This is a genomic window from Streptomyces sp. NPDC057623 (genome assembly GCF_042800355.1).
Classification (GTDB): Bacteria; Actinomycetota; Actinomycetes; order Streptomycetales; family Streptomycetaceae; genus Streptomyces.
On the sequence record NZ_JBHVGZ010000034.1, the window covers coordinates 55,406 to 81,722 of the forward strand.

Genomic DNA, 26,317 nt, shown 5'->3' on the forward strand with positions numbered 1-26,317 from the left:
CGCATATGACGGACGACCTGGTTGCCGCCCTGCGCCCGCTGCTCCTCGCGGAAGCCTCCGCCGAGGCACAGGCCTCCGGATCGGAGCCGGGCGACCTGGAACAGGCGGTCTGGCTCCGCCTCCTGGAACGCCTCGACTCGGACGGCCCGCCCCCGGACCCGCCGGGCTGGCTGCGCCGTGCCGTGCGCTTCGAGGCCCGCCGCAGCCGCAGTACGACCCGCCGTGAACAGCCCTACGAGCACGAACCCGCCGCCGACACCGACCGGCACGACCCCGAGCTCCTCGCCCTCGCGGCCGCCCGCCGCCGCGCCCTGCGCGAAGCGGTGCGCCGCCTCCCCGGCCGCTGCCCCCGTCTCGTCGAGGCCCTCCTCTCCCCGCGGGACCCGACATACCGGGAAATCGCGGGGGAGTTGGGTATCTCACAGGGCAGTCTCGGCCCGGAACGTTCCAGATGCCTGGGATGTCTGCGCCGATTGCTCACAGCGGAGGTTGCGGCCCGCGAAGCGCGGGGATAGGAGTGGGGGACAACAGGCGATCAGGTGAGCGGGAGGCGTGCGCACATGGGCATGAGCGTGACCATCTCTGCGGCGACCGAGCAGGACGCGGAGCAGATCTTCAGGTTGCAGTACCTGTGCTTCCAGAGCGAAGCGGCGCTGTACGGCAACTACCGCATCGACCCGCTGGTTCAAACCCTGGACTCGGTCCGGGCCGAGGTCGCCGCGGACTGTGTCTTCGTGGCACGGCTCGGCGAGGAGGTCGTCGGCTCGGTCCGCGGCAGTGTCACCACGGACGGCGCCGCCGCCATCGGCAAGCTCTGCGTCCACCCCCGCCTCCAGGGCCACGGCATCGGCGCGAGGCTGCTGCGCGCGGCGGAAGCGGCCCTGGCCGAACAGCGGGGCGCCAAGAGGTTCCGCCTGGAAACGGGCCAACGCAGCGAGGGCAACCTCCGCCTGTACCGCAAGGTGGGCTACGAGGCGGTGGGCACGTCGAAGGGGGCCGACGGCGTGCCGATGATCGTCCTGGAGAAGGCGGCAGGGGCGTACGCGACAACCGCGTGACGGCAACACCCCTCAGGGGCGCGGGGCCCCGGCCCGGTCTGCGGCCCAGCCGCGCGGGCGCGACCACCACGGACGAGCCGCAGCCGCCTGACCACCTCAGGCGGCATCCCCATGAGGCGCCCGCTTGCGCAACCAGTACAGCGCGGACAGCGGCAGGAGCACCGGAATGAACACGTACCCGATGCCGAAGTCGGACCACACGGTCGCGTCGGGGAACGCCGACGGCTCGACCAGCGTCCACGTCCCGACCGTCAGCACGCCCACCAACTCCGCGACGCAGCACACCAGCGCCGCCCTGCGGGCCTTCTCCCCGCCCCGCACCAGCGTGTACGTGATGAACCCGTACACGAGCCCCGCCACCGCCGACAGGGAATAGGCCAGCGGCGCCCGGTCGAAGTCCGTCGCGATCTGGTACGCCGACCGCGACACGGCCCCGACCACCATCACGCCGTACAGCCACACCAGCAGAATCCCGGGACCGCTGATCAGTCGCGTCCTGGTGGGCTCGTCCTCCGACACGGCCACCTCAGCCTCCCCAGATGTCATAGAGCCGCACCTCCAGCACGGCCAGCACCACACAGCCGGCGGCGACCGTCACCGAGCCCCACTTGGAGCGCTCGGCCAGCGACATGAAGCCCGCGGCCGGAATACACGCGAACGAGCCCAGCAGATACGCCACGAAGATCGTCGTGCCCTGCTCCGGCTTCTCGCCTCGCGCCAGCAGCACGATGCCGGCCACCAGCTGCACCAGGGCCAGCACCGTCACCACGGCCATCCCGATGAAGTGCCAGTCCTTCGTCGGCTGATCACGGTACGCCGCCCACCCGCACCACGCGGCGAGCAACAGCGCGGCGACCCCGGTCACCAGCGTCAGGGCATCAAACATGCGGCGAGCCTATTACGGCCGAAAAGGCCTGATGCGGCCGCCCCCGGCGCTCACGCACCGCCGTGTCCGGCCGGCTCCGGCGGACCCGTAGGGTCTGGACCATGACGATCCATGCACAGGCCCTCCTGTTCGACAACGACGGCACTCTCGTCTCCTCCCTCGCCTCCGTGGACCGTTGCTGGGCGCGGTGGGCCGAGGAGTACGGGATCACGGAGGAGTTCGGCAGGGTCGAGCTGCATGGACGTCCGGCCGTCGAGATAGTCGCCGAACTGCTGCCCGCCGACGTCGTACCGGAGGCCCTCGCGCGCATCGAGGCCATGGAGATCGAGGACGTGCCGAACGACGGCGTCCAGCTCCTCCCCGGCACCATGGACTTCCTCGGCTCACTGCCCGCCGACCGCTGGGCCGTCGTCACCTCCGCCACCCGCCGTCTCGCCGAGGCCCGGCTCGACGCCGTCGGCATCCTCCCCAAGACGATGATCACCGCCGACGACATCACCCGCGGCAAGCCCGACCCCGAGCCCTACCTCCTCGCCGCCCGTGAACTGGGCGTCGACCCGGCCCACTGCGTGGTCTTCGAGGACGCCCCCGCCGGTCTCGCGGCCGGTCGCGCCGCCGGCATGACCACCGTGGCGTTGACCACAACCCACCAGGCCCACGAGGTCGACGCCGACCTCGTCGTGAAGGACCTGGCGGCCCTGTCCGCACTGGTCAGCGCCGACGGAGTGGAGATCTCCGTCCGCGGCTGAGAGCTGTCCGCCGCTGTCCGGGATGCGGACAGCGGCGGCCGGTAAGGACCGTAGGTCTGGTTTACTGATCGTATGACCACGACGAGCTACCGCACCCCTGCGACCGAGGCGACGATGACGCCCGGTGCTCGTTGTATGTGTCACATGTGCCGAATGTGCGCCTTCTAGAGGGCCCTCGCACCACTCCCTGAGCCTCGCGCCCCGAAGCGAGCCGCCGTGGCATGTCCGTACGCCCTTTGCCGTACGTGACCACGTGCCCGCGCACATCTTCCCTCCCGTACCAGGGCACCCCCACGCCCGCGTACTCGACAGTGACGGAAACCGAAGTGATCACCACAACGGGCCTGACGAAAATCTACCGGGCTCACCGCTCACACGGCCGCGAGGTCACCGCCCTCGACGGCGTCGATCTGCACGTCCGCGAAGGCGAGGTCTACGGCGTCATCGGCCAGTCCGGTGCCGGCAAGTCCTCCCTCATCCGCTGCGTCAACCTGCTGGAGCGCCCCACCGCCGGCACCGTGACCGTCGCCGGACAGGACCTCACCGCCCTGGCCGGACGCGGTCCCCGGGCCGGCAAGGAGCTGCGGCAGGCCCGCAGCCGTATCGGCATGGTCTTCCAGCACTTCAACCTGCTGTCCTCCCGGACGGTCCAGGACAATGTCGAGCTGCCGCTCGAAATCCTCGGGAAGTCGGGCAAGGAGCGCTCCCGCAAGGCGCTCGAACTGCTCGACCTGGTGGGGCTCGCGGACAAGGCCAAGGCCTACCCCGCCCAGCTCTCCGGCGGTCAGAAGCAGCGCGTCGGCATCGCCCGCGCCCTGGCCGGCGACCCCAAGGTGCTGCTCTCCGACGAGGCCACCAGCGCCCTCGACCCGGAGACCACCCGCTCCATCCTCCAGCTGCTGCGTGACCTGAACCGGCAGCTGGGCCTGACCGTCCTGCTCATCACCCACGAGATGGACGTCGTGAAGTCGATCTGCGACTCGGCCGCGCTCATGGAGAACGGCCGCGTGGTGGAGTCCGGCACGGTCAGCGAACTCCTCGCGACCCCCGGCTCCGAACTGGCCGCCGCGCTCTTCCCGGTCGGCGGCGAGGCATCCGCCGAAGACCGCACCGTCGTCGACGTGACCTTCCAGGGCGAGGCCGCCACCCAGCCGGTCATCTCCCAGCTCTCGCGCACCTACAACATCGACATCTCGATCCTCGGCGCCGCCATCGACACCGTCGGCGGCCTCCAGGTCGGCCGGATGCGCATCGAACTGCCCGGCCGCTACGAGGACAACGTCGTGCCGATCGGCTTCCTGCGCGAACAGGGCCTCCAGATCGACGTACTGGGCCAGGAGCCCGTTCTGCTGAAGGAAGGTGCCAAGTGACCTGGTCCGAGATGCAGCCCCTGCTGGAGCAGGCGTGTTGGGACACCCTCTACATGGTCGGCTGGTCCACCCTCATCGCCGTCGTCGGCGGCCTGCCGCTCGGCATCCTCCTCGTCCTCACCGACCGGGGCGGCCTGCTCCAGAACGTCCTCGCCAACAAGGTCATCGGGCAGATCGTGAACGTCGCCCGGTCGATGCCGTTCATCATCCTGATGGTCGCGCTGATGAGCTTCACGCGCTGGGTCACCGGCACGACCATCGGCCGTGAGGCCGCCATCGTGCCGCTCGCCATCGGCGCCATCCCGTTCTTCGCGCGCCTGGTCGAGACGGCTGTCCGTGAAGTGGACGGCGGGCTCGTGGAGGCCGTGCAGTCGATGGGCGGCAACACCTGGACGATCGTGCGCAAGGTCCTCGTGCCCGAGTCCCTGCCGTCCGTCATCGCGAGCACCACGACCACGATCGTCGCCCTCATCGGCTACTCGGCCATGGCCGGCACCGTCGGCGCGGGCGGCCTCGGCGACATCGCCATCCGCTACGGCTACCAGCGCTTCGAGACCGAGCTGATGTGGCTCACCGTCGCGATCCTCGCGGTCGTGATCTCCCTCATCCAGTTCGCCGGCGACTACGCGGCCCGCTCCCTGCACCGCCGCGGCGGCCAGTCGGGCCCGGCGCCGAGGCTGCGCCTGCTGAAGGCCGCCACGGCCACCAGCAAGACCGTCTGAGCCCTCCCCAGTTCTCCCCGTAACACCACCACGGGGTCGCACCACCAGAAGGAAAGGCACTTTTCGTGCGTAACACCGCCAAGTTCACCACTGCCGTCCTCGCCGCCGGAGCCCTCACCCTCGGGCTCACCGCCTGCGGCTCGGACAAGGACTCCGGTTCCGACGCGAGCGCCCCGCTGACGGTCGCGGCCACGCCGACCCCGCAGGGCGAGATCCTCACCTACGTCAAGGACAAGCTCGCCCAGAAGGCCGGCCTCGAACTCGAGGTCAAGGAGTTCACGGACTACGTCACGCCGAACACGGCCGTCCAGCAGGGTGAGGTCGACGCCAACTACTTCCAGCACCAGCCGTACCTGGACGACTTCAACAAGAAGAACGGCACCGACATCGTGGCCGTGCCGAACGCCACGGTGCACCTGGAGCCGCTCGGCGTGTACTCCCAGGGCGTCAAGAAGCTGACGGACCTGAAGAAGGGCGCCACCGTCGCCCTGCCGAACGACACCACCAACGAGGCCCGCGCGCTGAAGCTGCTCGAAGCCAACGGTGTGATCAAGCTCAAGGCGGGCGCCGGCTACTCGGCGACCCCCAAGGACATCGCCGCCAACCCCAAGAACCTCCAGTTCAAGGAGCTTGAGGCGGCCCAGCTGCCGCGCTCCCTCGGCGACGTCGACGCCGCCGTCATCAACGGCAACTACGCGCTGGACGCCGACCTCAGCCCGGCCGAGGACGCCCTCGCCGCCGAGTCGCCCAAGGACAACCCGTACGGCAACTTCCTCGCGGTGAAGAAGGGCGACGAGGACGACCCGCGCGTGCGGAAGCTGGCGAAGCTGCTCACCTCGCCCGAGGTGAGGAAGTTCATCGAGGACAAGTACGACGGCGCCGTCGTCGCGGCGTTCTGAGGGCCGACCCTCGTCTGACGGTGCGTTTACCGCGTATCGCTACACACGGGGTCCACACCTTCACCTGGTGTGGACCCCGTGGTGCGACCAAGTGCTTTCATGCTGCATGCTGGGCAGTTCAGCAGGCCCTGAAGGTTTCCGAAGGTTACGGAGCGGCGCATGACTAGCACCTTCCCCAACATCTCCATCAGCACGGAGCGGTTGGTGCTGCGTCCCCTTGACGAGGACGACGTGCCCGCACTGGCCGAGATGATGAACGACGAGCAGGTCGGCGCCTGGACCGACGTCCCCCAGCCCTTCACCGAGGACCGGGCCCGCACCTGGATCAGCGCGTACGCCCCCGGCGAGCGGGAGGCCGGCCGCGGACTCGACCTCGCCGTCACCGAGTTCCTCACCCAGCGCCTGGTCGGCATCGTCCAGCTCGCCAAGACCAACTGGCGGGTGCGGTCCACCGAGATGTCGTACATCATCGCCCCCTGGGCGCGCGGCGAGGGCTACGCCTCCGAGGCGGCGCTCGCCACCGCCCAGTGGCTCCTCGGCGACCAGAAGTTCGAGCGCATCGAGCTGCGCACGGCCGCCGACAACACCGCCTCCCAGCAGGTCGCCCAGAAGATCGGCTGTATCAGCGAGGGCGTCCTGCGCAACGCGTGCATAGCGCACGTCCGCACGGAGGACGGCACCTGGACCGACGTACGCACCGACTTCATCGTCTGGAGCCTCCTCCCGGAGGACCTCGACGGCGCCGGGGAGCAACTGGCCGACACCGGCGGCTTCACCTCCTACGGCGACTGGAACTGACGGGAAACGGACCCTCGGGCACCGGCGGCACCGACCCGCCGAACAGGTACCCTCACGGAGCCCGCCCCTCGGGCTGTCCGACGACGACCTGCGCGAACCCTGGAGACTGACGACGATGGCCGACCGCGTCACGGTGATCGGCTGGGACGGCTCGCCGCTGACCGCCGCGGCACGCTCCGCCCTCGGTGCCGCCACGCTCGTGGCCGGTGCCGCCCACCACTTGTCGCTCCCCGAGGTGCCGCCCGGCGCCGAGCGCATCCGCCTCGGCAGCGTCGCCCTCGCCGCCCGCCGGATCGCCGGCCACCGCGGCACCGCGGTGGTACTCGCCGACGGCGACCCGGGGTTCTTCGGAGTCGTACGGACCCTGCGCGCACCCGAGTTCGGTCTGGAGGTCGAGGTCGTCCCCGGCGTCTCCTCGGTCGCCGCCGCCTTCGCACGGGCCGGGATGCCCTGGGACGACGCCCAGGTGGTCGTCGCACACCGTCGCACCCTGCGACGCGCGGTGAATGTGTGCCGCGCCCACACCAAGGTCGCCGTCCTCACCTCACCGGGCGCCGGCCCCGCCGAACTCGGTCTGCTCCTGGAGGGCGTCCACCGCACCTTCGTCATCTGCGAGGCGCTGGGCAGCGAGCGCGAACAGGTCACCGTCGTCACCTCCGACAAGGCCGCCGACCACACCTGGCGCGACCCGAACATCGTCATCGTCATCGGCCGGACGGTGGCGGCGGCGGAGGGCGGCGGGTGGATCGCCGGCCGCGACCCGGGCGCCGGACCGCGCGGCTGGACCCTGCCCGCCGAGTCCTACGGCGGCCTCATGGGCGAAGGCGAGCTGGAACCGCTCCGCGCCGCCCAACTCACCCGGCTGGGCCCGCGCGTCGGCGACCTCGTGTGGGACATCGGCTGCGGCAGCGGCGCCTTCGCCGTCGAGGCCGCCCGGGCCGGCGCCGCCGTCATCGCCGTCGACCGTGACCCGCAGGCATGCGCCCGCACCGAAGGCAACGCGCGCGGCTTCGGGGTGCTGCTGCAGACCATCCACGGCGCGGCCCCGCACGCGCTGGAGAACCTCCCCGAACCGGACGTCGTGCGCATCGGCGGCGGGGGAGCGGCGGTCGTCTCCGCGGTCGCCGACCGGCGTCCGCAGCGCATCGTCACGCATGCCGCGACCCGCGACGCCGCCGAAATCGTCGGACGCGACCTCAGCTCGCACGGCTACGACGTCGAGTGCGCCCTCCTGCAGTCCGTCGAACTCGACACGCGGGCCTGGACGGAGCGGGAACGAAGCGTCGCGTTCCTGCTCAGCGGGGTACTGCCCGACCGCAGCGCGTGACCGCGTACCCGTCCCCGTGATCCTGTTGTCGTACCGCGCGCGGTAGGCTGGCCGATCGTTGTACCGCACTCGGTCGCCCGGCACTTCGTCGGTCAATGTCCGGAAAAACACGCCCCGTTTGGGGTGAGTGTGGTACGGCGAAACCGGAGGACGCGCAACGTGGCGCAGTCCACAGCGGCCTGTCGCGGATCAACCTGTCGCGACGGCCGGACGGCCACGACAATGCCACTCAATGGCTTTGTCGCCTTTTTTGGGCGGGTCGTTCGTGCCGCTGGGCACGCACGCTCGTTCTTCACTGCGGGGCGGTCGGTGCGCCGTTCCCGGTGAGCTGGTCTCAGAAGCACTAACCGATGGGCGAGGGGTACGCATGACCGACACCGGCCAGGTCCCGGCCGAGGGACTGCCGGAGAGCGCAGGCATGGTGGAGCAGCCGGGCGCCTCCGCGGCGCACGGTTCGTACACCTACCTCTCCGAGAACACCGTCGAGGACGAAGACCTGCTGCTGCCCGGCTCCCAGGGCGCCTGGGGCAACGAGGTCGCCCCGCCCGCTCCGGAACCGCTCGTCGAGGCCGTGCACGAGCCGGACGCGCACGAGATCTCCGGCCGCGACAGCGGCTCGGTCGACCTCAGCGCCGTCCGCCTGCCGGGCCCCTCGGCCCCCTCGACGCCGATTCCGCCGATCACCCCCCGCCGCCCCCTGCACCTCGGCCCGCCCATTCCCGACGCCTCTGCCAGTCCGGTCCGCTCCCTCGCCGACCGCGGCGCCGTCGGCGCACCCGTACGCCAGCCCGGTCAGGCCCCCGTCGGCCCCGAGTACCTCGACGTTCCGCAGCCCCTCGGGACGCCCGCCCCGCAGTCGGCTCCCTGGGGAGCCCCCGCCCAGACCCTGGCGCCGGTGACCACCGAGGCACCGGCTGCCGAAACGGTTGTCCCGGCCGGGCAGCCGGTGGGCGTGGCGCAGGCGGTGGTGGACCGGGTGGCCACGGAGGCCGTCACGGAGAGCGGTGCCGCTCAGGACGGCGAGGTCGCCGTGCCCGCCCCGCAGGAGGGCGCGTACGGCGGTGCGGAGCTGTCCGTCGAGGTCGCGGAGGCTTCCGCCCCCGAGGCCGACCCCTCCGTCGCGGCCTTGCCTGCCACGGAGGCCGCTGAGGGCGCGGTGCCCGACGCCGAGGCCGGCGCGCCTGCCGAGGACCTTCCGGTGAACGAGGCCGACTCGGGCGCCGGGCAGGTCGCCGGAGTCGGCGACGGACCGGAGGACGGCCAGGGTGCTGAGCCCGGCCCGGCTCCGGGGGACGCCGCCGATGAGGCCGCCCCGCCTCCCGTGGCTGAAGCCGCGCAGGTCTCCGAGGAGCCGGCCGCCGAGGTGGACGACCAGCCCTCCGAGGGTTCCGCACCCGAAGCCGTTCAGGCTGCCGAAGCCGCTCAGGCTCCCGACGCCGCTGCCGAGGCCGCGCAGGTTTCCGAGGAACCCGAGGCCGAGGTCGGCCCCGTATCCGAGGGCGCCACTCCGGAGACTGCCGTTCCTGAGGCGTCCGAGGCCGCACAGCCTCCCGTGGGCCCTGAGCCCGACGTAGCGCGGCTTCCCGAGGCGCCCGCCGCCGAGACCGAGGCGGTCGCAGCTGTCCCGGCCCCTGAAGCCGAGCCGATCCCCGGCGCCCCCGCACCCGAAGCCGCCCCGGTTCCGGACGCCGTCGCGCCCGAGGCCTCCGCGCAGGTCGCCGAGCCCGCCGCGGCGGAGGTCCCTCAGGCTCCCGAGGCCGCCCACTTCCCCGAAGCCGCTCAGCCCCTGGAGGCCGCGCCGTTCCCGGAGGCCGCTCAGGACCCCGAGGCCCTCGCCCCGGCCGACCACCAGCCGATGCCGGAGGCCGCCGCCGTCCCGCCCGCACCGGATGCGGCGCAGGTCACCGAGCCCGCCGAGCCCGAGCCGCTCCCGCCGACCGCGCAGCCCACGGACGCCGTCGCCGTACCCGCCGACGCCGCCTCCGCGGTCGTAGCCCCCGAAGCGGCCCCGCATCCCGCGGACACCGAGCAGCCCGCTCAGCAGGCGGTCGAGCCCGCCGTCCCGCTCGCGCAGCCCGCCGAGGACCCGCAGCAGGCGCAGGCCCCCGAGGCCATCGCGGATCCGCACCTCCCGCAAGCCGAGCAGCCGGGTGAGCACGCCGCTCCGGCGGACCTCGGCGCCGAGACTCAGGAAGCGGCGGTGAGCGCGCCCCTCCCCGACGAGGAAGCCCCCGTCGCGGACCCCGCGGCCGAGATCCAGGACGCCGAGCGGGCCCCGGACGCTGCCGTCGAGCCAGCAGTGCCCGCTCAGCCCCTCGTCGCGGCGGCCGCCCCGGACTCCGCCGACCCGCGACCGGCCGAGCCCGCCCCGGCCGACGCCCCGGAGCCGTTCGTCGCCGAACCCGCCGGCCCGCAGCTCCGGTCCGTTGCCGAGCCCGCGCAGGTCCTCGCGGACGCGGTCCAGCCGCCCGTCGGGCCCGCGGAGCCCGGCCAGGGCGAGACCGCCGCCGTCTTCGCGGTCGGCATCCCGCAGGAGCAGGCGCCCGAGCAGCCGCTGGGCCAGTTCGTGCCGGTCGAGGGATCGGTGCCGACCACCCCGCACCTCGCCCCGACGCCGCCGCAGCCGATCGTCCTCCCTGCCGAGGAGGCTTCCGTCGCCACGGTCCCCGCACCCCGGGAGGGCGACCCCGCACTCGTACAACACGCCGAGGACCTGGACACCCGGGCCGCCGACCAGGAAGACCCGCAGGAACCGGCCACCCCGGAAGAAGAGAGCACGGCGGCAGTGGAAGAGGTACGACAGCCCACCGGCCCGGCCGCGCCCGCCTACGACGAGGCCGAGCGCGAGGCCGTTCTCAAGGTCATGCGCGAGCGACGCGACATCCGCAACGGCTTCCGCGGCGACCCCATCCCGCACGAGGTGCTGCTCCGCGTCCTGGAGGCCGCCCACACCGCGCCCTCCGTGGGGCACTCGCAGCCCTGGGACTTCGTCGTCATCCGCTCCGCGGACACCCGGCGCACCATGCACGAGCTGGCGATGCGTCAGCGCGACGCGTACGCCAAGTCGCTTCCCAAGGGCCGGGCCAAGCAGTTCAAGGAACTGAAGATCGAGGCCATCCTCGACACCCCGGTGAACATCGTCGTCACCGCCGACCCGACCCGCGGCGGCCGCCACACCCTCGGCCGCCACACCCAGCCGCAGATGGCGCCGTACTCCGCCGCGCTCGCGGTCGAGAACCTCTGGCTCGCCGCCCGCGCGGAGGGCCTCGGCGTCGGCTGGGTCAGCTTCTTCGACGAGCGGGAGATGGTCCGCGCCCTCGGCCTGCCCGAGCACCTGGAGGTCATCGCCTACCTGTGCGTCGGGTACGTCGACGAGTTCCCGGACGAGCCCGAGCTGATGCAGGCCGGCTGGTCCAAGCGCCGCCCGCTGTCGTGGGTCGTGCACGAGGAGACGTACGGCCGCCGAGCCCTGCCCGGTGAAGAGCCGCACGACCTGCTCGCCGAGACCGTCGCCCAGATCCGCCCGCTGGACGCCAAGGCGCTCGGCGAGGCATGGGAACGGCAGAAGCGGATGACCAAGCCGCCGGGCTCGCTCGGCATGCTGGAGATCATCTCCGCGCAGCTGTCCGGGCTTTCGCGGCAGTGCCCGCCGCCGATCCCGGAGCCCGCGGCCGTCGCGATCTTCGCCGGCGACCACGGCGTGCACGCCCAGGGCGTCACCCCCTGGCCGCAGGAGGTGACGGCCCAGATGGTCGCCAACTTCCTCGGCGGCGGCGCCGTCTGCAACGCGTTCGCCGGCCAGGTGGGCGCCGAGGTCTGCGTCGTGGACGTCGGTGTGGCCGCGGACCTCCCGGCGACCCCGGGTCTGCTGCCACGCAAGGTCCGCGCGGGCACGTCCGACATGACGACCGGCCCCGCGATGACCCGCGAGGAGGCCAAACAGGCCATCGAGGTGGGCATCGAGACGGCCCGCGACCTGGTGGCGGCCGGCAACAAGGCCCTGCTGACGGGCGAGATGGGCATCGCCAACACGACCGCGTCGGCGGCCCTGATCTCGGTCTACACGGACACCGACCCGGCCGAGGTGACGGGCCGGGGCACCGGCATCAACGACGAGACCCTCGCCCGCAAGACCGAGGTCGTCCGCCGCGCCATCGAGTTCCACCAGCCCGACCCGGCCGACCCCATCGGCGTCCTGGCGGCGATCGGCGGCTTCGAACACGCCGCGATCGTCGGCCTGCTGCTCGGTGGCGCGTCGCTGCGTACGCCGGTGATCCTGGACGGCGTCAGCGCCGGTGCCGCCGCCCTGGTGGCCCGGGCGATCGCCCCCGAGGTCCTGGCCGCCTGCATCGCGGGACACCGCAGCGCCGAACCCGGCCACGTGGCCGCTCTGAACAAGCTCGGCCTGCGTCCCCTGGTCGACCTCGACCTCCGCCTGGGGGAGGGCACGGGCGCGCTGCTCGCCCTGCCGCTGGTGCAGAGCACGGCCAGGGCGATGCACGAGGTGGCGACGTTCGACTCCGCGGGCGTCACCGAGAAGTGAGTTCGGGCAGGGCCGGGGGTATGCGTTCCTGCGCGTCCCCCGGCCCCGCCGTACGCTGAGCCCACGTTTAAAATCCGCACGTCAGGGCTGCTCCAGCGCCGTAGCACCCATCGCACCGCCTGCACGAGGAGCCGCACCCTCATGGCCGAACACCCCGCCTACCCCGTGGGCCTCCGCCTCACCGGCCGCCGAGTCGTCGTCCTCGGTGGCGGCGAGGTCGCCCAGCGCCGTCTTCCGGCACTCATCGCGGCGGGCGCCGACATCACGCTCGTCTCGCCCGAGGTGACCCCGTCGGTCGAAGCCATGGCGGACGCCGGAGAGCTCACCTGGGAGCGGCGCCCCTACGCGGACGGTGACCTCACCGACATCTGGTACGCCCTCATCGCCACCAGCGACCACGCCGCCAACACCCGGGCCTCCGCCGAGGCCGAGCGCAACCGCGTGTGGTGCGTCCGCTCCGACGACGCCGACGAGGCCACCGCCTGGACGCCGGCCACCGGCCACAGCGAGGGCGTCACGGTCGCCGTCCTGACCACCGACGCCAAGGGCCGCGACCCCCGGCACACCGCCGCCATCCGCGACGCGGTCGTCGAGGGGCTGCGCGACGGCACCCTCGTCGCCCCCCACCACCGCACCCGTACGCCGGGAGTCGCGCTGGTCGGCGGCGGTCCCGGCGACCCGGACCTGATCACCGTGCGGGGCCGCCGCCTGCTCGCCGCGGCCGACGTGGTCATCGCCGACCACCTGGGCCCGCGCGACCTGCTCGCGGAGCTGCCCCCGAACGTCGAGGTGATCGACGCGGCGAAGCTGCCGTACGGCCGTTTCATGGCCCAGGAGGCCATCAACAACGCGCTGATCGAGCACGCCAAGCAGGGCAAGTCGGTCGTACGTCTCAAGGGAGGCGACCCCTTCGTCTACGGGCGCGGCATGGAGGAGGTCCAGGCGCTGGCCGAGGCGGGCATCGCGTGCACGGTCGTGCCCGGCATCTCCAGCTCCATCTCGGTCCCGGGCGCCGCCGGGATTCCGGTCACCCACCGGGGCGTCGCGCACGAGTTCACGGTGGTCAGCGGCCACATCGCGCCGGACGACGAGCGTTCCCTGGTCGACTGGCCGTCCCTCGCCAAGCTGACCGGCACCCTGGTCATCCTCATGGGCGTCGCCACCATCGGGAAGGTCGCCGAGACCCTCATCTCCCACGGCAAGTCCCCGGACACGCCCCTTGCCCTGATCCAGGAGGGTACGACCGCCGCCCAGCGCCGGGTGGACGCGACCCTCGCGACGGCCGGCGAGGCGGTCATCGCCCACGAGGTGAAGCCCCCGGCGGTCATCGTCGTCGGCGAGGTCGTGACCGTGGGCCCCAGCCCCTCCGCGTAACCGCGGGTAACACAACCCGTTCCGACCCGTTGGCACCGTACCCAGGACAAGGCAGTATCACCCTGTGGCCGATCTCATCACCGTCGATGACCCGAACGACCCGCGCCTGCGTGACTACACGGGCCTGACCGACGTCGACCTGCGCCGCAAGCGCGAACCGGCCGAGGGCCTGTTCATCGCCGAGGGCGAGAAGGTCATCAGACGTGCGAAGGAAGCCGGCTACGAGATGCGGTCGATGCTGCTCTCCGCCAAGTGGGTCGACGTCATGCGCGACGTCATCGACGAGCTCCCCGCCCCGGTGTACGCGGTCAGCCCGGACCTCGCCGAGCAGGTCACCGGCTACCACGTGCACCGCGGCGCGCTCGCCTCGATGCAGCGCAAGCCGCTCCCGACGGCGACCGAACTGTTGCAGACCGCCCGCCGTGTGGTCGTCATGGAGTCGGTCAACGACCACACCAACATCGGCGCCATCTTCCGCTCGGCCGCCGCCCTCGGGATGGACGCGGTCCTGCTGTCCCCGGACTGCGCCGACCCTCTGTACCGCCGCAGCGTCAAGGTCTCCATGGGCGCGGTCTTCTCGGTGCCCTACGCCCGCCTGGACACCTGGCCCAAGGGGCTGGAGTCGGTGCGCGAGGCGGGCTTCACACTCCTCGCGCTCACCCCCGACGAGAAGGCGAAGACCCTCGACGAAGCCGCCCCGCACCGGATGGACCGGGTGGCCCTGATGCTCGGCGCCGAGGGCGACGGCCTGTCCACCCAGGCCCTGGTGGCCGCCGACGAATGGGTCCGCATCCCGATGGCCCACGGCGTCGACTCCCTCAACGTCGGCGCGGCGGCGGCCGTCGCCTTCTACGCGGTGGCCACGGGCCGCCCTCAGGTCTAGGAGGTACGGCGATGGAGCAGCGCGAGGCGATCGTCGCTGTCCTGCTCCGCGCCGGCCGTGTTCTGGCCATCCGACGCGGCCCCGCCGTCGAGCGCCCCGGCTACTGGCAACCCCTCAGCGGCAGGATCGAGCCGGGGGAGACCCAGCGGGAGGCCGTCGCCCGGGAGGTCCGCGAGGAGGTCGGCCTCACCGTCGTCCCCCTGGCCAAGGTCTGGGAGTCCGAGACGGACGACGGGACCTTCCGCCTCCACTGGTGGACGGCGAACAGCGAGACCGGCGACGTGGTCCCCGACCCGGACGAGGTCGGCGAGGCCCGCTGGGTCACGCCGGAGGAGTTCCTGTCCCTGGACCCGGTCTTCGAGGGCGACCGGGAGTTCTTCGAGCGGATCCTGCCCGGCCTCTGACCTCGGCCCGAACCGGCAGGCCGCTCGCGCCGCCTACTCGGAGACCTCGAACGTCGACTCGTACCGCTCGGACATCAGGTCCCCGTCCAGCGGCTCGTAACCCGGCTCCACCTGCTCGTGACGCGGCCTTACGACATCCCCGTCGTCGCCGCCGAGACCACGCGACGGCCCCTGGCAGCCCTGCGCCGCCGCGATGCCGAGCGCCACGAGCAGCGTCACCACGACGAACACGAACAGGCGTTGCCGCAGCAGCTGCGGGTTGGCGGGTCGCCGACCCGTTCCCGTGTTCCGCGGCGCCGGACGACCGGCACCGTTGCGTTGTGCCGGGCGGCCGCCGTTGCCGCCCGACCGCGGGGCGTTGCGCGAGGCAGGCGTCGGCCGGGTCCCGGGCCGGGATGCCGCCGTACCGCTGTTCGCGCCGCCGGCCCTCGACGCGGGAATCCCGTCGCGCGCGGGGCCGGGCCCTCGGGAGGGGCCGTTGCCGCGCGGGACGGCGGTGCCGCGCGGCGGGGGAGTGCCCTGCGGGCGGCGCTGGGCACGCTGCTGTTCCGGGTAGGTGTCGGCGAGCCGCCCGGTCAGGCGGTCCGCCTCCGCGGAACGCGGCGCGGGCGGGCGTACGTCCCCGAGTCCCTGTGCCTCCCGGGCCGCGATCTCCTTGAGACGCAGCGACAGCTGAAGCGTGCTGGGCCGCTCCTCCGGAGCCTTCGCCAGACAGGCCCTTACCAGCGGAGCCAGCGCGTCCGGTACGCCGTGCAGCTGCGCCTCCTCGTGCACGACGCGGTACAGCATCACCTCTGAACTGCCGTGCCCGAAGGGTGAGTCACCCATCGACGCGTAGGCGAGCGTGGCGCCGAGGGAGAAGACGTCCGTGGCCGGGGTGACGGCGGCGCCGCGCACCTGCTCCGGGGCGAGGAAGCCGGGGGAGCCGACCGCCGTACCCACGTGCGTGAGGGTCGAGGCCCCCGTCGCCCACGCGATGCCGAAGTCGATGATCCGCGGGCCCTTGGGGGACAGCAGGATGTTGGAGGGCTTGAGGTCCCGGTGTACGACACCCGCTTCGTGAACGGCGACCAGGCCCTCGGACAGGGCGGCCCCGACGGCGGCGACCTCCGCCGCGCCGAGCGCGCCCTCGTCGGCGACCTTGTCGTGCAGGGACGGTCCGGGCACGTACTGCGTGGCGAACCAGGGGCGCTCCGCCTCCAGGTCCGCGGCCACGAGCCGGGCCGTACAGCCCCCGCGAATCCGCCGGGCCGCCGAGACCTCACGCGCGAACCGTGAGCGGAACTCCTGATCCTCCGCCAGGTCGGGCCTGATCACCTTGAGCGCGACCCGCTGCCCCTTCTTGTCGGAGCCCAGGTAGACGACGCCCATCCCACCCGCGCCGAGTCGTCTGTGAAGCCTGAACGAGCCGACGACGCGCGGGTCCTCGCGCCTCAGGCGCATCATCGCCATGTTCATCCCCGCTGCCCGGTCCGTGTGACGAGCCACAGCTTACGTTTCCACGGGCCGCCGCGCGCAGAGGCCGCGCCCTCTCGGGGCGATGGATTGTCAGTGGTGGGTGGGAGACTTGAAGGGTGGTCAGGGGGCTGGCGAGCAGGGCGACTTCGGTGTGCTTTGTCCCCCAACCACCCGTCGCAGAAGGGGGATTGAGCCCATGAAGGGTGATCGCGTGGAGATAGTCGTGGACGCAGGGGACACGACGCGCACCTACGAGGTGGTGGCGAGCAGGGCGGGCCGCCGGGTGGAGACAGCGGTGCGCCGAGGTGTCGTGGAAGTGAGCGAAGTCACCAGAAGCGGTTCGATCGTGCGTACGGCCCGTTTCATGGCGACCCGGGTCCTGGCGCTGGTCGAGCAGCCGGTGCCGCGTGAGGACAGCTCGGAGAAAGCAGGGCAGAGCGGGCGTCCCCTCCGGGAAGACCCCGAGACCTAGGTCCTCGTCTCCACCCAGGGGAGTAGTCCGCAGGTCATGGCTCATCCTCCGGGAGGCCCGCCAATCGGTACGAGGGCATGACGTGCGGGGAGCGCCGGACGCCTAGATTTGAGGTCAAGCGGCGGGTGGCAGCACTCGTCCCCCGAGGTCAGACACCCGCCGCTGCCAACGACAACCGACACAGGTCAGGAGAGGGACCATGGCCCAGACGGCACCGCGGACACTGATCCGCACACAGCAGCGCACGGCGCTGCGCCCCCGTCGTCAGGGACGCCGCCACCCCCTGGTGGCGACGCTCATGGCCCTTCCTCTGGCGGCCCTTCTCCTCCTCGTCTTCGACGGCTGGGAGACGGTGGCCACACAGGCGTCGTCCGTGGGCGTGATGCTGGGGCGCTGAGCGGCGACCCCAGGCCCGGAAGAGCGGTCCGGGCGGGGACATCCACCCATGAAACCCCGTGGGGACGGGGGTGCGGCGGACGGCACAAATGCCGGCGCAGCTGGGGAGCTGCGCCGGCATTGCTTTTCCCTCCGGCAGTCGAGGCCGGGATGCCCGCGGATGCCTGCGACGGCTGAGCCGGGTGCCGGGAGCGGGGAACCGCTCGGGAAACCTGCTGCTGCGGACCTGCGCCCGAGAAACCCCGCGTACCCTCGGCCCAGATCCTCCGCACCCAAGGACCCCGGTGACGCCGAACCCGCTCCTGCCCGCCCTCACCGCACGAGCCGAGGCCGCGGCACACTCACGTACGTCCGCCTGTCCCTGCGGAGCAACCGTCACGCTCGCCGACCGGCCCGACGCCACCGTCGTCCGGCACGCCGGCACCGTCGCCAAGGCGCACACCCCCGGCAGCACCCCCACCGAACTGGCCCCCCGCCTCACCGCCGCCACCCGCCTGCCCGGCCTGCTCCTCGCCCCACTCAGCCCGGAAGCCGTGGACCTGCACGGCCGGCTCGTGACTCTCTGGCCGTACGGCGTCCCCGTGGATCCCGAAGATCCCGACGCGGCCCCCTGGGAGGAGGCGGCGACGCTGCTCGCCCGGCTCCACCGGACCCCCGCGCCCGTCGCGCTGCCCCCGATGCGCGGCCCCGCCAAGGCCGCCCTCGCCGTATCCCGCCTCCGCGCGGCGCCGGACACGGATCTGGCGGCCGGCGCCGACGCCGTGCTCCGCGCCTGGGACACCCTTCCCGCCTGGGCCCGTGCCGAGGCCCCGCAACCCGACACCACCACCCTCTGCCACGGCGACCTCCACCTCGGCCAACTCGTCCGCCACCCGGCGCCGGACGGCCCCTGGCTGCTCATCGACGTCGACGACCTCGGTGCGGGCGTGCCGGCCTGGGATCTCGGCCGGCCGGCCGCCTGGTACGCCTGCGGGCTGCTGTCGCCCGAGGAGTGGGGCCGTTTCCTGGCCGCGTACCGCGCCGCCGGCGGCCCGGCCGTTCCCGCGGACGGCGACCCCTGGCCCGCGCTGGACGTCCCGGCCCGCGCCCTCACCGTGCAGACCGCCGCCCGGGCGATCACCAAGGCCGTCGCCGGGAGCCGTCAGCTGGACGAGGTCGAGCAGTCCCTGGTGGACGCCTGTGACCGAATGACCGCCGTCCCCCCTGAGTTGACCCAGGGATACGCAAAGTAGTGTGCAACCGACCGCAGCCGGACAGAGTCTGTCCTGGCGACACATGAAGCAGGACCGACCGGCGAGGAGTTGAGCCGAGCATGCAGTGTCCGAAATGCCGAGCCCCGATGCACACGTACAACCGCAACGGTGTCCAGATAGAGCAGTGCAGCGGCTGCCGCGGGATCTTTCTCGACTACGGCGAGCTGGAGTCGCTGACCCGCCTGGAGTCCCAGTGGTCCCAGCCGGCTCCACCGCCACCGGCCGCCCCGCAGGCCTACCCGGCCGCCGCCCCGCAGGCACCGGCCTGGGGCGCCCCGCACGGTGGGCACCACGGCGGTCACTACGGCCACAAGCGTCACAAGAGCTTCGGTCACATGCTGTTCTCCAGCTGATCCGGCCACGAAGAAGCCCCCGGTCACAGGACCGGGGGCTTCGGTGTGTGGACGATACTGGGATTGAACCAGTGACCTCTTCCGTGTCAGGGAAGCGCTCTCCCGCTGAGCTAATCGTCCTCGGGACCGTGAAGATCACGGAGTGTTGCTGCGTGCGCGATACTGGGATTGAACCAGTGACCTCTTCCGTGTCAGGGAAGCGCTCTCCCGCTGAGCTAATCGCGCGGGGATCCGAAGATCCAGTGGACGATACTGGGATTGAACCAGTGACCTCTTCCGTGTCAGGGAAGCGCTCTCCCGCTGAGCTAATCGTCCTTGGAGGTGGAGACGGGATTTGAACCCGTGTAGACGGCTTTGCAGGCCGTTGCCTCGCCTCTCGGCCACTCCACCAGGAGTGCAGGGGTTCGGGAAGATCCCCTGGTTCCTTCGAGCGGACGACGAGGTTCGAACTCGCGACCTCAACCTTGGCAAGGTTGCGCTCTACCAACTGAGCTACGTCCGCCTGTCGTTTCGTTCCGCTCCCGCGGCCCGGCGACGTGTTGAACTCTAGCGGATTCCGGGGCCAGTACAAAAACGCGTTTGTGCAGCGTGCTGCGCTTCACCTGCTCAGGGACCTGCCGGAGCCCCCTGAAGGGACATGGCCAGGTCACCCGCAGGTCACCCGCCATAGACTCGACCGTGTGCTCGACCTCCCTCCCCTCGCCCGCTTCGGTGACCGTGTCGCCGTCGGCCTCCTCGATGTCACCAGCGATCCCGCGGCCCTGGACTCCAGTGGATTCTGGGCCGTCTGCGCCGACTTCGAGGGCGGTCTGACCTGCGCCCGCTTCCGGGACGTACGCGAGGAACCCGTGCCTGCCCCGGTGCCCGGCCGGTGGCGCGGCCCGGCGGCCGGTGACTGGACGTCTTCTCTCGACCACGTCGCGTACACGGCGGGTGTGCGGCGTATTCGCGAGCACATCGCGGCCGGCGAGGTCTATCAGGCCAACCTGTGCCGGGTGCTGAGCGCGCCGATCGGGCCGGACGCCGACGTGGACGCCCTGACCGCCCTGTTGGCCCGCGGTAACCCGGCGCCGTACGCGGGAACGATCCGGCTGCCGGAGTGCGGCGTGGAGATAGCGACCGCGTCTCCCGAGCTCTTCCTGCGGCGTGCCGGGCGGGTCGTCGAGTCCGGGCCCATCAAGGGCACCGGGCGCACCGAGGCGGACCTGCTGGACAAGGACTACGCCGAGAACGTGATGATCGTCGACCTGGTGCGCAACGACATCGGCCGCGTGTGCGCCACCGGGACCGTGACCGTCCCCGACCTGTGTGCCGTCGAGAAGCATCCGGGGCTTGTCCATCTGGTGTCCACCGTGCGCGGTGAGCTGCGTCACGACGCGGGCTGGACCGAGCTGCTCGGCGCCGCCTTCCCGCCCGGCTCGGTCACCGGCGCGCCCAAGTCGAGTGCCCTGCGGATCCTCGACGCGCTGGAGACGGCTGCGCGCGGGCCGTACTGCGGTGGCATCGGATGGGTCGACGCCGACCGGGGCGCGGGTGAGCTGGCCGTCGGGATACGTACCTTCTGGATCGACCGGAGCGAGGGGGTGCTGCGCTTCGGCACCGGCGCGGGGATCACCTGGGGATCGGATCCCGAGGGGGAGTGGCGGGAGACCGAGCTGAAGGCGTCCAGGCTGCTGGCGGTAGCGTCGGGCGTATACGAGGTGAGTGGAGAGGGACTGCAATCGTGAAGATCTGGCTCGACGGCGGGCTACAGGACACCGAGTCCGCCCGCGTCTCCGTCTTCGACCACGGGCTGACCGTGGGCGACGGCATCTTCGAGACGGTGAAGGCGCAGGACGGCCGTCCGTTCGCGCTGACCCGGCACCTCGACCGGCTGACGCGCTCGGCACGCGGTCTCGGACTGCCCGAGCCCGACCACGACGAGGTCCGCCGCGCCTGCGTCGCCGTCCTGGAGGCCAACCCGATGCCGCTCGGCCGGCTGCGGATCACCTACACCGGCGGCCACGGGCCGCTCGGCTCCGACCGGGGTGAGCACGGCCCGACCCTCGTCGTCGCCCTCGGCGAGACCACCCGGCGTCCCGACTCCACGGCCGTGGTCACCGTGCCCTGGACCCGCAACGAACGCGGCGCGCTGACCGGTCTGAAGACGACCTCGTACGCCGAGAACGTCGTCGCCCTCGCCCGCGCCCACCAACACGGCGCCTCCGAGGCCCTGTTCGGCAACACGGTCGGGCAGCTCTGCGAGGGCACCGGGTCGAACGTCTTCGTCGTCCTGGACGGCGAGATCCACACCCCGCCGCTCGCCTCGGGCTGCCTCGCGGGTATCACGCGCGCGTTGGCGGTCGAGTGGACCGGTGCCAAGGAGACCGACCTGCCACTGGACGTCATCGAGCGGGCCGAGGAGGTCTTCCTCACCTCCACCCTGCGGGACGTGCAGGCCGTGCACCGAGTCGACGACCGTGAACTGCCGGGTGCGTCGGGCCCGGTGACCGCCAAGGCGATGCGGACCTTCGAGGAGCGGTCCGGGGACGACCTGGATCCGTAGGGGCGGGAGAAGAAAATGGGCTGCCGTGGGGCGGCGCGGTGGGTAGAACACCCTTGATGACCACGACCCTGCGGCCGACCGAGCCGCTTCAGCACAACGAGGACGGGACCCGTTCGCGCCGCTATCAGGTGTGTGTGAACGGCCGTCCCGTGGGCGCCCTGCGCCTTGGCACGCATCCCGTCTTCGGTGACGCGGTGGCCCGGATAATGAAGCTGCGGATCGAGGAACCGGACCGGCGCCGCGGCCGCGGCACCGTGGCCGCCCTCGCCGCGGAGGAGGTGGCCCGCGGCTGGGGCTGCCGGCGCATCGAGGTGACCGTTGCCGGTGACGCCGCACCGGCGCTGCGTCTCGCCACGGCGCTCGGCTACGTCGTACGCAATCGCGGCATGCAGAAGGCGCTCGGCGACACACCGCCCGATCTGCGCCCCGGCAGCCGGGCGCGACCCATGACGGAGGCCGAGTTCGGGCCCTGGCTGGACAAGAGCCACGAGGACTACAGCCGTAGCTGGGCCGAGCGCGGTGTCCCGGAGGCCGAGGCCCGGGCCAAGTCGGAGCGGGATCACGCCGCACTGCTGCCGGACGGCCTGCGCACGCGGGACGCGGTCCTCAGCGTCCTCGAACACGAGGGCATACCGGTGGGCACGCTGTGGCTGGCGGAGCGCGACGGCGGCGCCTACGTCTACGACGTCGAGACCGACGCGGCCCACCGCGGCAAGGGGCACGGCCGCACACTGATGCTGCTGGCCGAGGCCCAGGCGATCGGCGCGGGGTACCGGGGCATCGGCCTCAACGTCTTCGCGGGCAACGCCCCTGCCGAGCGGCTCTACGAGTCACTCGGCTACGAGACGAGGCTGTACGCCCTGTACAAGACGCTGCTGTAGCGGCCGGGGGAGCGAAGCTCGCGGGCGCAGCTCCGGCACAGCCGCCGAGGGGGTCCCGGCCGAAGGTCAGGCGCCCTGCTCGGCCAGCAGCCGGTCGGCGATCTCCTCGATGCGCTCGCGCAGCCCTTCCTGGCTCTTGCCGCCGTCGAGGCGCTCGCCGCCGATCACATACGTCGGGGTACCCGTCACGCCGATGGCCTTGCCCTCGGCCTGGTCGGCGTCGACGATCAGGATGTGCCGGCCGTCGATCAGCGCGGTGTCGAACTCCTCGGCGTCCAGGCCGAGTTCCCGGGCGACGTCGACCAGGAAGGGCTCCCCCGCACGGTCCAGCTCCTCGACCCGGCCCAGCACGGCCTCGACGTACGGCCACCCCCGCCCCTGCTCCGCGGCCTCCTCAGCGGCCTGCGCGGCGGCGAAGGCGTGCTTGTGCTTCTCCAGCGGGAAGTGCCGCAGCCGCAGCTCCAGCCGGTCGCCGTAACGCGCGCGCAGGGCACGGAGGTCGTCCAGGGCTCCGCGGCAGTCGGGGCACTGAAGCTCGCACCAGATGTCGAGGACGGGGGCGGCGGGACGGTCGGGGGAGGAGTCGCTCATGGCCCCAGTCTCCCAGCACCGGTCCGGGCGCCCCAATCCGACCTGGCGCCTCGGCGGGCGGGGGAGGGGCCGACGGTCCGGCCTCCGTGTCCTGCGGTCGCGGCCGTACGCCTGCGACCGGCACCTGCGGAGGAGGCGACCCGGAGATGTCCCTGATGTCGCACTGAGGCATGGCCGGGCGGGGCCGGAACGGTGCAGGATGGAAGAGACGAAAGTGCCCTGCCCGACCCAGCCTGCCTGGAGGACCGGATGATTGCCGAGACCGTCTGTTCCGCCGTCGCCGCGGCCGGCCTGGGCATAGCGGCGGTCACGGCGTACCGCAAGCGCTTCCTCGCGGCCGCGCGCATCGCCGCGTACTCGCTGGTTCCCCTCGGTTTGGTGATGACCGGTGTCGTCGACTGGCTGGCGGACACCGCGTTCAGTCCGACGGCCTGGGCCGGCTTCGGTGTCCTCGGAGCTTCCTGGCTGCTGTTCGCGAGCACCCGTGCGGTGGAGCGCCGCCGCGGCGGCACCCGCAAGGAGCGCAAGCAGGCCCGCGCCGCGGCCCAGCGGGAAGCGGTGGCCCCGGCGGCCTCGGCCCCTTCGCTGGGCGCCGGCTCCCGTCAGACCACCCGGCCCGCGACCGCACCTCGGGCTGAGGCGTCGGACGACTTCAGCGACATCGAGGCGATCCTCAAGAAGCACGGCATATGACGGCCGCGCACAGGGCTGAAACGACACAGGGGGTCGCCGCCCGGCCGTAAGCGATCACGACTCGAACCGGACATTGCGGAATCCGGCGAACTCCCGCTCATTACGGGCGTGTTGATCGCGCGGGGAGGGGCAACTGCGCCATCATCGGCGCGAGATGCTGGACACGACACAGAGCGATGCCGCGCCGGCTCAGGACGAGCCTCGCGGGTGCCTTTTCGCCCTTTCCCAGCCACCGCTAATGATCTTCCTCGCGGTGATCGGGTGTCTGCTGCTCATGGCTGCGCTGCACGATCTGCTGTTGCTCTGAGCCGTACCCGCGGACCCCGGCGCCACCCGCCGGGGTCCGCGTCGACACACCCGTCGTGTCGGCCCCCGCGGCGGACCCCGGTCCGTGTCGGCCCCGGTCGGCGATCGCCGCTCAGCCGGCCGCTTCCTTGCGTCGCGCCCGGTAGGCGGCCACATGCAGACGGTTTCCGCAGGTACGGCTGTCGCAGTACCGGCGCGAACGGTTGCGGGAGAGGTCCACGAAGGCGTGCCGGCAGTCCGGCGCCTCGCAGCGCCGCAGTCGCTCCTGCTCCCCGGCCACCACGAAGAAGGCCAGCGCCATGCCGCAGTCGGCCGCCAGGTGGTCGGCGACGGAGGCACCGGGGGCGAAGTAGTGGACATGCCAGTCGTAGCCGTCGTGGTCCGTGAGCTGAGGCGTGGTGCCGGCGGCGGCGACCAGGTCGTTGATCAATCCGGCCGTGGTCCGGGCGTCGGGCTCCGCGAAGATGGCGGCGAACCGCCCGCGTACCTTGCGGACCGCCGACAGATCGAACTCCGAGAGGGCACCGACATCGCTGAATTCGTGCGTTCGTACGAAATCGGCGAGCGCCGCGACGTCCGGCAGTCCGTCCGGCGTCTCGTCGCCCTCCGGCGAGGTGTTCACCAGATCCACCACGGCATCGAGCGCACACCGGGTGTCGTGGGTGATCAGCACGTTTCGCTCCCTGGCCTGAGGTCGGGCGGGGCGCCCGCCGATGCTGGCCGATGGTAGTGGCTCGCAGGGCCCACATACCGGGCGCGCCCGCACGCGGCTTCGAATACGACGCCCCAGACGCGTACAACGCCGCAGGCGCGGCTACGGTTCCCGCCGGGCGTGAAACCGGCCACAGGCACACCAACGCCGCCCCCGTGGAGCGGAGGCGGCGCTGCTGTGTGCCGTATGCGGTTGTCTTGGCCCGAGCCGTCTCCCCGAGTCGACGGCGCCGGGCGGCTTTGTGGGGCCTCGCCCTAGCTTTCCGCCAGGATGTGCGAGAGCTCCTGGTCGAGATCGAAATGCCGATGCTCCGTACCGGGCGGTACGGCGGCATCCGTTCGCTTCAGGAAGGACTCCAGGGCCCGTGCAGGGGCCTCGAGCAGGGCCTCGCCCTCCGGAGAGCTCAGGGCGATGCAGACGACGCCCTGGCCATGGCTGCGCGACGGCCAGACACGGACGTCGCCGGTTCCGGTGGGCCGGTGGAGGCCCTCCGCGAGGAGGTCGCGGGCGAACACCCACTCGACAGTCTCTTCGGCTCCGGTGTGGAAGGTGGCGTGCACGGCGTAGGGGTCGGCCGTGTCGTACCGCAGGCCTGCGGGGACAGGCAGGGAGGACTCGCTCGACACAACGAGGCGCAGGTGCAGCTCGCAGCTGACCGTGGTGTTCATAAGCGCCAGGGCCTTTCGCTCAGTGTGCGCTCGGGGATTCGCACGTCGGCGAAATCGACATGCCACCTACGGTGCCGTTGTAAACCCCTCTGAGTGTTTTGCGTGTGTTTACGTAACTCTTCCGGCCGAGGACCGGTTCGCGAGGTACGACCATTCCGGTGACTGGTTTCGGTCCGGTAGGGTTTGGCCGTATGAATACGGGGAGTAACGGGGTGGGCGAGGTTGCCGTGGCGACTGACGAGTCCAAAGTGGATGGTGTGAAGGGCGACAGCGAGCAGGGCCTCGGTTCGAAGGCGCCGGAGTTCATCAAGGCACGCCGTGCGCTGCATCTCAGCTGGCAGGTGGGTGTCTTCGTCATCGGCCTGGCGGTCGTGGTCGCCGGCATCATCATGCTGCCGCTGCCCGGACCCGGCTGGGTCGTGATCTTCGGTGGCATGGCGATCTGGGCGACCGAGTTCGTCTGGGCTCAGCTGGTGCTGCGCTGGACCAAGCGCAAGGTCACCGAGGCGGCCCAGCGGGCTCTCGACCCGAAGGTGCGTCGTCGCAACATCATCCTGACGTCGATCGGGCTCGTGATCGTGGGTGTGCTCGTCGGGATCTACGTGTGGAAGTTCGGCGTCGTCATGCCCTGGAAGATCAAGGACCAGTGACCCGTGACGGGGGTGCGGCCCCTGTTCGGTGCGGGTTCGCGCTGGTCACACGCACCCCCTGACATGGGGTAATGTTCTTCCTGCGCCCGGGCGATTAGCTCAGTGGGAGAGCGCTTCGTTCACACCGAAGAGGTCACTGGTTCGAACCCAGTATCGCCCACCCGGATACGGCGGCCCGTCTGCGACAGCAGGCGGGCCGCCGTCGTATGTGCGCTCCGGGGTGTGCTCGGGCCCCGCGGTGTCCTCGCCCGGGCAGACGATTTCCAGCCGACCAATTTCCGCACGCCGAGGGTCAGTTCGCGTTCGGCCGGCCGATCACACGTGTT

At 71.8% G+C, this 26,317-nt stretch carries 28 protein-coding genes and 6 tRNA genes; 23 read left to right on the forward strand and 11 right to left on the reverse strand.

Features of this window, described 5'->3' with window-relative positions; all coding sequences use genetic code 11:
• The first annotated feature begins 5 nt into the window (after window positions 1-5).
• Window positions 6-515, forward strand: a complete 510-nt coding sequence (locus tag ACFU95_RS29430) for a sigma-70 family RNA polymerase sigma factor (RefSeq protein WP_383833183.1) — start codon at window positions 6-8, stop codon at window positions 513-515.
• A 45-nt stretch (window positions 516-560) separates the two neighbouring features.
• Entirely contained in the window at window positions 561-1,058 is a 498-nt protein-coding gene (locus ACFU95_RS29435) for a GNAT family N-acetyltransferase (protein ID WP_383833186.1), read from the forward strand.
• A 96-nt stretch (window positions 1,059-1,154) separates the two neighbouring features.
• Here the strand turns inward: ACFU95_RS29435 and ACFU95_RS29440 are convergent, their stop codons facing one another.
• Together ACFU95_RS29440 and ACFU95_RS29445 are read right to left on the reverse strand one after the other, a co-directional pair.
• Window positions 1,155-1,604 carry a hypothetical protein gene (locus ACFU95_RS29440; protein WP_383833189.1) on the reverse strand — a complete coding sequence of 150 codons (450 nt, stop codon included), beginning with the start codon at window positions 1,602-1,604 and terminating at the stop codon, window positions 1,155-1,157.
• Complete coding sequence (locus ACFU95_RS29445; RefSeq protein ID WP_383833192.1) at window positions 1,585-1,944, reverse strand: hypothetical protein; 360 nt, start codon at window positions 1,942-1,944, stop codon at window positions 1,585-1,587. Before ACFU95_RS29445 ends, ACFU95_RS29440 begins: the two co-directional genes overlap by 20 nt.
• Before the next feature lie 101 nt (window positions 1,945-2,045).
• Between ACFU95_RS29445 and ACFU95_RS29450 the strand changes: the two genes are divergently transcribed.
• The 10 genes from ACFU95_RS29450 to ACFU95_RS29495 all read left to right on the forward strand — a co-directional run bounded on the left by ACFU95_RS29450 (window position 2,046) and on the right by ACFU95_RS29495 (window position 15,013).
• Window positions 2,046-2,693: an HAD-IA family hydrolase gene (locus ACFU95_RS29450; protein ID WP_383833195.1), complete on the forward strand. Its 648-nt coding sequence runs from the start codon at window positions 2,046-2,048 to the stop codon at window positions 2,691-2,693.
• Window positions 2,694-3,019: 326 nt separating this feature from the next.
• The gene (locus tag ACFU95_RS29455; RefSeq protein WP_383833198.1) at window positions 3,020-4,063 is read left to right on the forward strand and encodes a methionine ABC transporter ATP-binding protein; all 1,044 of its coding nucleotides are present in this window, start codon (window positions 3,020-3,022) and stop codon (window positions 4,061-4,063) included.
• The gene (locus ACFU95_RS29460) at window positions 4,060-4,785 is read left to right on the forward strand and encodes a methionine ABC transporter permease (protein ID WP_383833201.1); all 726 of its coding nucleotides are present in this window, start codon (window positions 4,060-4,062) and stop codon (window positions 4,783-4,785) included. The genes ACFU95_RS29455 and ACFU95_RS29460 overlap by 4 nt, the downstream gene beginning before the upstream one ends.
• Window positions 4,786-4,850: 65 nt before the next feature.
• Window positions 4,851-5,684 carry a MetQ/NlpA family ABC transporter substrate-binding protein gene (locus ACFU95_RS29465; RefSeq protein ID WP_383833205.1) on the forward strand — a complete coding sequence of 278 codons (834 nt, stop codon included), beginning with the start codon at window positions 4,851-4,853 and terminating at the stop codon, window positions 5,682-5,684.
• Between the two features lie 159 nt (window positions 5,685-5,843).
• Complete coding sequence (locus ACFU95_RS29470; RefSeq protein WP_383833208.1) at window positions 5,844-6,482, forward strand: GNAT family N-acetyltransferase; 639 nt, start codon at window positions 5,844-5,846, stop codon at window positions 6,480-6,482.
• Window positions 6,483-6,597: 115 nt separating this feature from the next.
• A complete protein-coding gene (gene cbiE, locus ACFU95_RS29475) occupies window positions 6,598-7,809 on the forward strand; it encodes a precorrin-6y C5,15-methyltransferase (decarboxylating) subunit CbiE (RefSeq protein WP_383833211.1) in 1,212 nt (403 codons plus the stop codon).
• Window positions 7,810-8,176: 367 nt separating this feature from the next.
• Complete coding sequence (gene cobT, locus ACFU95_RS29480; RefSeq protein ID WP_383833214.1) at window positions 8,177-12,352, forward strand: nicotinate-nucleotide--dimethylbenzimidazole phosphoribosyltransferase; 4,176 nt, start codon at window positions 8,177-8,179, stop codon at window positions 12,350-12,352.
• A gap of 141 nt (window positions 12,353-12,493) precedes the next feature.
• On the forward strand, window positions 12,494-13,726 hold the full coding sequence (gene cobA / locus ACFU95_RS29485; RefSeq protein ID WP_383833218.1) for a uroporphyrinogen-III C-methyltransferase: 1,233 nt from the start codon (window positions 12,494-12,496) through the stop codon (window positions 13,724-13,726).
• 64 nt (window positions 13,727-13,790) lie between these two features.
• A complete protein-coding gene (locus ACFU95_RS29490) occupies window positions 13,791-14,609 on the forward strand; it encodes a TrmH family RNA methyltransferase (protein ID WP_383833221.1) in 819 nt (272 codons plus the stop codon).
• Window positions 14,610-14,620: 11 nt separating this feature from the next.
• A complete protein-coding gene (locus ACFU95_RS29495; RefSeq protein ID WP_383833224.1) occupies window positions 14,621-15,013 on the forward strand; it encodes an NUDIX domain-containing protein in 393 nt (130 codons plus the stop codon).
• 33 nt (window positions 15,014-15,046) lie between these two features.
• Here ACFU95_RS29495 and ACFU95_RS29500 read toward each other — a convergent pair whose 3' ends face one another.
• Complete coding sequence (locus ACFU95_RS29500; RefSeq protein WP_383833318.1) at window positions 15,047-16,471, reverse strand: protein kinase; 1,425 nt, start codon at window positions 16,469-16,471, stop codon at window positions 15,047-15,049.
• Window positions 16,472-16,667: 196 nt separating this feature from the next.
• Here ACFU95_RS29500 and ACFU95_RS29505 point away from each other — a divergent pair, with 196 nt between their 5' ends.
• From ACFU95_RS29505 to ACFU95_RS29520, 4 genes are all read left to right on the forward strand, one after another.
• Window positions 16,668-16,943, forward strand: a complete 276-nt coding sequence (locus tag ACFU95_RS29505; protein WP_383833227.1) for a hypothetical protein — start codon at window positions 16,668-16,670, stop codon at window positions 16,941-16,943.
• Between the two features lie 199 nt (window positions 16,944-17,142).
• Window positions 17,143-17,340: a hypothetical protein gene (locus tag ACFU95_RS29510; protein WP_383833230.1), complete on the forward strand. Its 198-nt coding sequence runs from the start codon at window positions 17,143-17,145 to the stop codon at window positions 17,338-17,340.
• 283 nt (window positions 17,341-17,623) lie between these two features.
• Window positions 17,624-18,571, forward strand: coding sequence for a phosphotransferase family protein (locus ACFU95_RS29515; RefSeq protein ID WP_383833232.1), 948 nt, complete (start codon window positions 17,624-17,626; stop codon window positions 18,569-18,571).
• A gap of 80 nt (window positions 18,572-18,651) precedes the next feature.
• Window positions 18,652-18,945 (forward strand): zf-TFIIB domain-containing protein, encoded by a 294-nt coding sequence (locus ACFU95_RS29520; RefSeq protein WP_383833235.1) that lies wholly within the window; start codon window positions 18,652-18,654, stop codon window positions 18,943-18,945.
• A 48-nt stretch (window positions 18,946-18,993) separates the two neighbouring features.
• Here ACFU95_RS29520 and ACFU95_RS29525 read toward each other — a convergent pair.
• From ACFU95_RS29525 to ACFU95_RS29545, 5 genes are all read right to left on the reverse strand, one after another.
• A tRNA-Val gene (locus ACFU95_RS29525) sits at window positions 18,994-19,065 on the reverse strand.
• Between the two features lie 33 nt (window positions 19,066-19,098).
• Window positions 19,099-19,170: transfer RNA gene (locus ACFU95_RS29530), tRNA-Val, on the reverse strand.
• Between the two features lie 18 nt (window positions 19,171-19,188).
• Window positions 19,189-19,260 (reverse strand) — tRNA-Val (locus ACFU95_RS29535).
• A 1-nt stretch (window position 19,261) separates the two neighbouring features.
• Window positions 19,262-19,335: transfer RNA gene (locus tag ACFU95_RS29540), tRNA-Cys, on the reverse strand.
• 39 nt (window positions 19,336-19,374) lie between these two features.
• A tRNA-Gly gene (locus tag ACFU95_RS29545) sits at window positions 19,375-19,447 on the reverse strand.
• 178 nt (window positions 19,448-19,625) lie between these two features.
• Here ACFU95_RS29545 and ACFU95_RS29550 point away from each other — a divergent pair.
• From ACFU95_RS29550 to ACFU95_RS29560, 3 genes are read left to right on the forward strand one after another with little or no spacing between them, the layout of a single operon-like run.
• Window positions 19,626-20,672, forward strand: a complete 1,047-nt coding sequence (locus tag ACFU95_RS29550) for a chorismate-binding protein (protein ID WP_383833238.1) — start codon at window positions 19,626-19,628, stop codon at window positions 20,670-20,672.
• Window positions 20,669-21,490, forward strand: coding sequence for an aminotransferase class IV (locus ACFU95_RS29555; protein WP_383833241.1), 822 nt, complete (start codon window positions 20,669-20,671; stop codon window positions 21,488-21,490). The genes ACFU95_RS29550 and ACFU95_RS29555 overlap by 4 nt, the downstream gene beginning before the upstream one ends.
• Window positions 21,491-21,546: 56 nt before the next feature.
• A complete protein-coding gene (locus tag ACFU95_RS29560) occupies window positions 21,547-22,371 on the forward strand; it encodes a GNAT family N-acetyltransferase (RefSeq protein ID WP_383833244.1) in 825 nt (274 codons plus the stop codon).
• 66 nt (window positions 22,372-22,437) lie between these two features.
• Here ACFU95_RS29560 and ACFU95_RS29565 read toward each other — a convergent pair whose 3' ends face one another.
• Window positions 22,438-22,962 (reverse strand): DsbA family protein, encoded by a 525-nt coding sequence (locus tag ACFU95_RS29565; RefSeq protein ID WP_383833247.1) that lies wholly within the window; start codon window positions 22,960-22,962, stop codon window positions 22,438-22,440.
• Window positions 22,963-23,211: 249 nt separating this feature from the next.
• Here ACFU95_RS29565 and ACFU95_RS29570 point away from each other — a divergent pair, with 249 nt between their 5' ends.
• Both ACFU95_RS29570 and ACFU95_RS29575 read left to right on the forward strand, forming a co-directional pair.
• Entirely contained in the window at window positions 23,212-23,655 is a 444-nt protein-coding gene (locus tag ACFU95_RS29570; RefSeq protein ID WP_383833249.1) for a hypothetical protein, read from the forward strand.
• Window positions 23,656-23,809: 154 nt separating this feature from the next.
• On the forward strand, window positions 23,810-23,962 hold the full coding sequence (locus ACFU95_RS29575; protein ID WP_199830227.1) for a hypothetical protein: 153 nt from the start codon (window positions 23,810-23,812) through the stop codon (window positions 23,960-23,962).
• A gap of 111 nt (window positions 23,963-24,073) precedes the next feature.
• Here ACFU95_RS29575 and ACFU95_RS29580 read toward each other — a convergent pair whose 3' ends face one another.
• Together ACFU95_RS29580 and ACFU95_RS29585 are read right to left on the reverse strand one after the other, a co-directional pair.
• Complete coding sequence (locus ACFU95_RS29580; protein WP_383833252.1) at window positions 24,074-24,634, reverse strand: CGNR zinc finger domain-containing protein; 561 nt, start codon at window positions 24,632-24,634, stop codon at window positions 24,074-24,076.
• A gap of 293 nt (window positions 24,635-24,927) precedes the next feature.
• Window positions 24,928-25,341: an SsgA family sporulation/cell division regulator gene (locus ACFU95_RS29585; RefSeq protein WP_004002642.1), complete on the reverse strand. Its 414-nt coding sequence runs from the start codon at window positions 25,339-25,341 to the stop codon at window positions 24,928-24,930.
• Window positions 25,342-25,532: 191 nt separating this feature from the next.
• On the opposite strand from ACFU95_RS29585, the gene ACFU95_RS29590 reads away from it, so the two are divergent.
• Entirely contained in the window at window positions 25,533-25,991 is a 459-nt protein-coding gene (locus ACFU95_RS29590) for a TIGR02611 family protein (protein ID WP_383833255.1), read from the forward strand.
• Between the two features lie 88 nt (window positions 25,992-26,079).
• Window positions 26,080-26,151: transfer RNA gene (locus tag ACFU95_RS29595), tRNA-Val, on the forward strand.
• Window positions 26,152-26,317 lie beyond the last annotated feature (166 nt).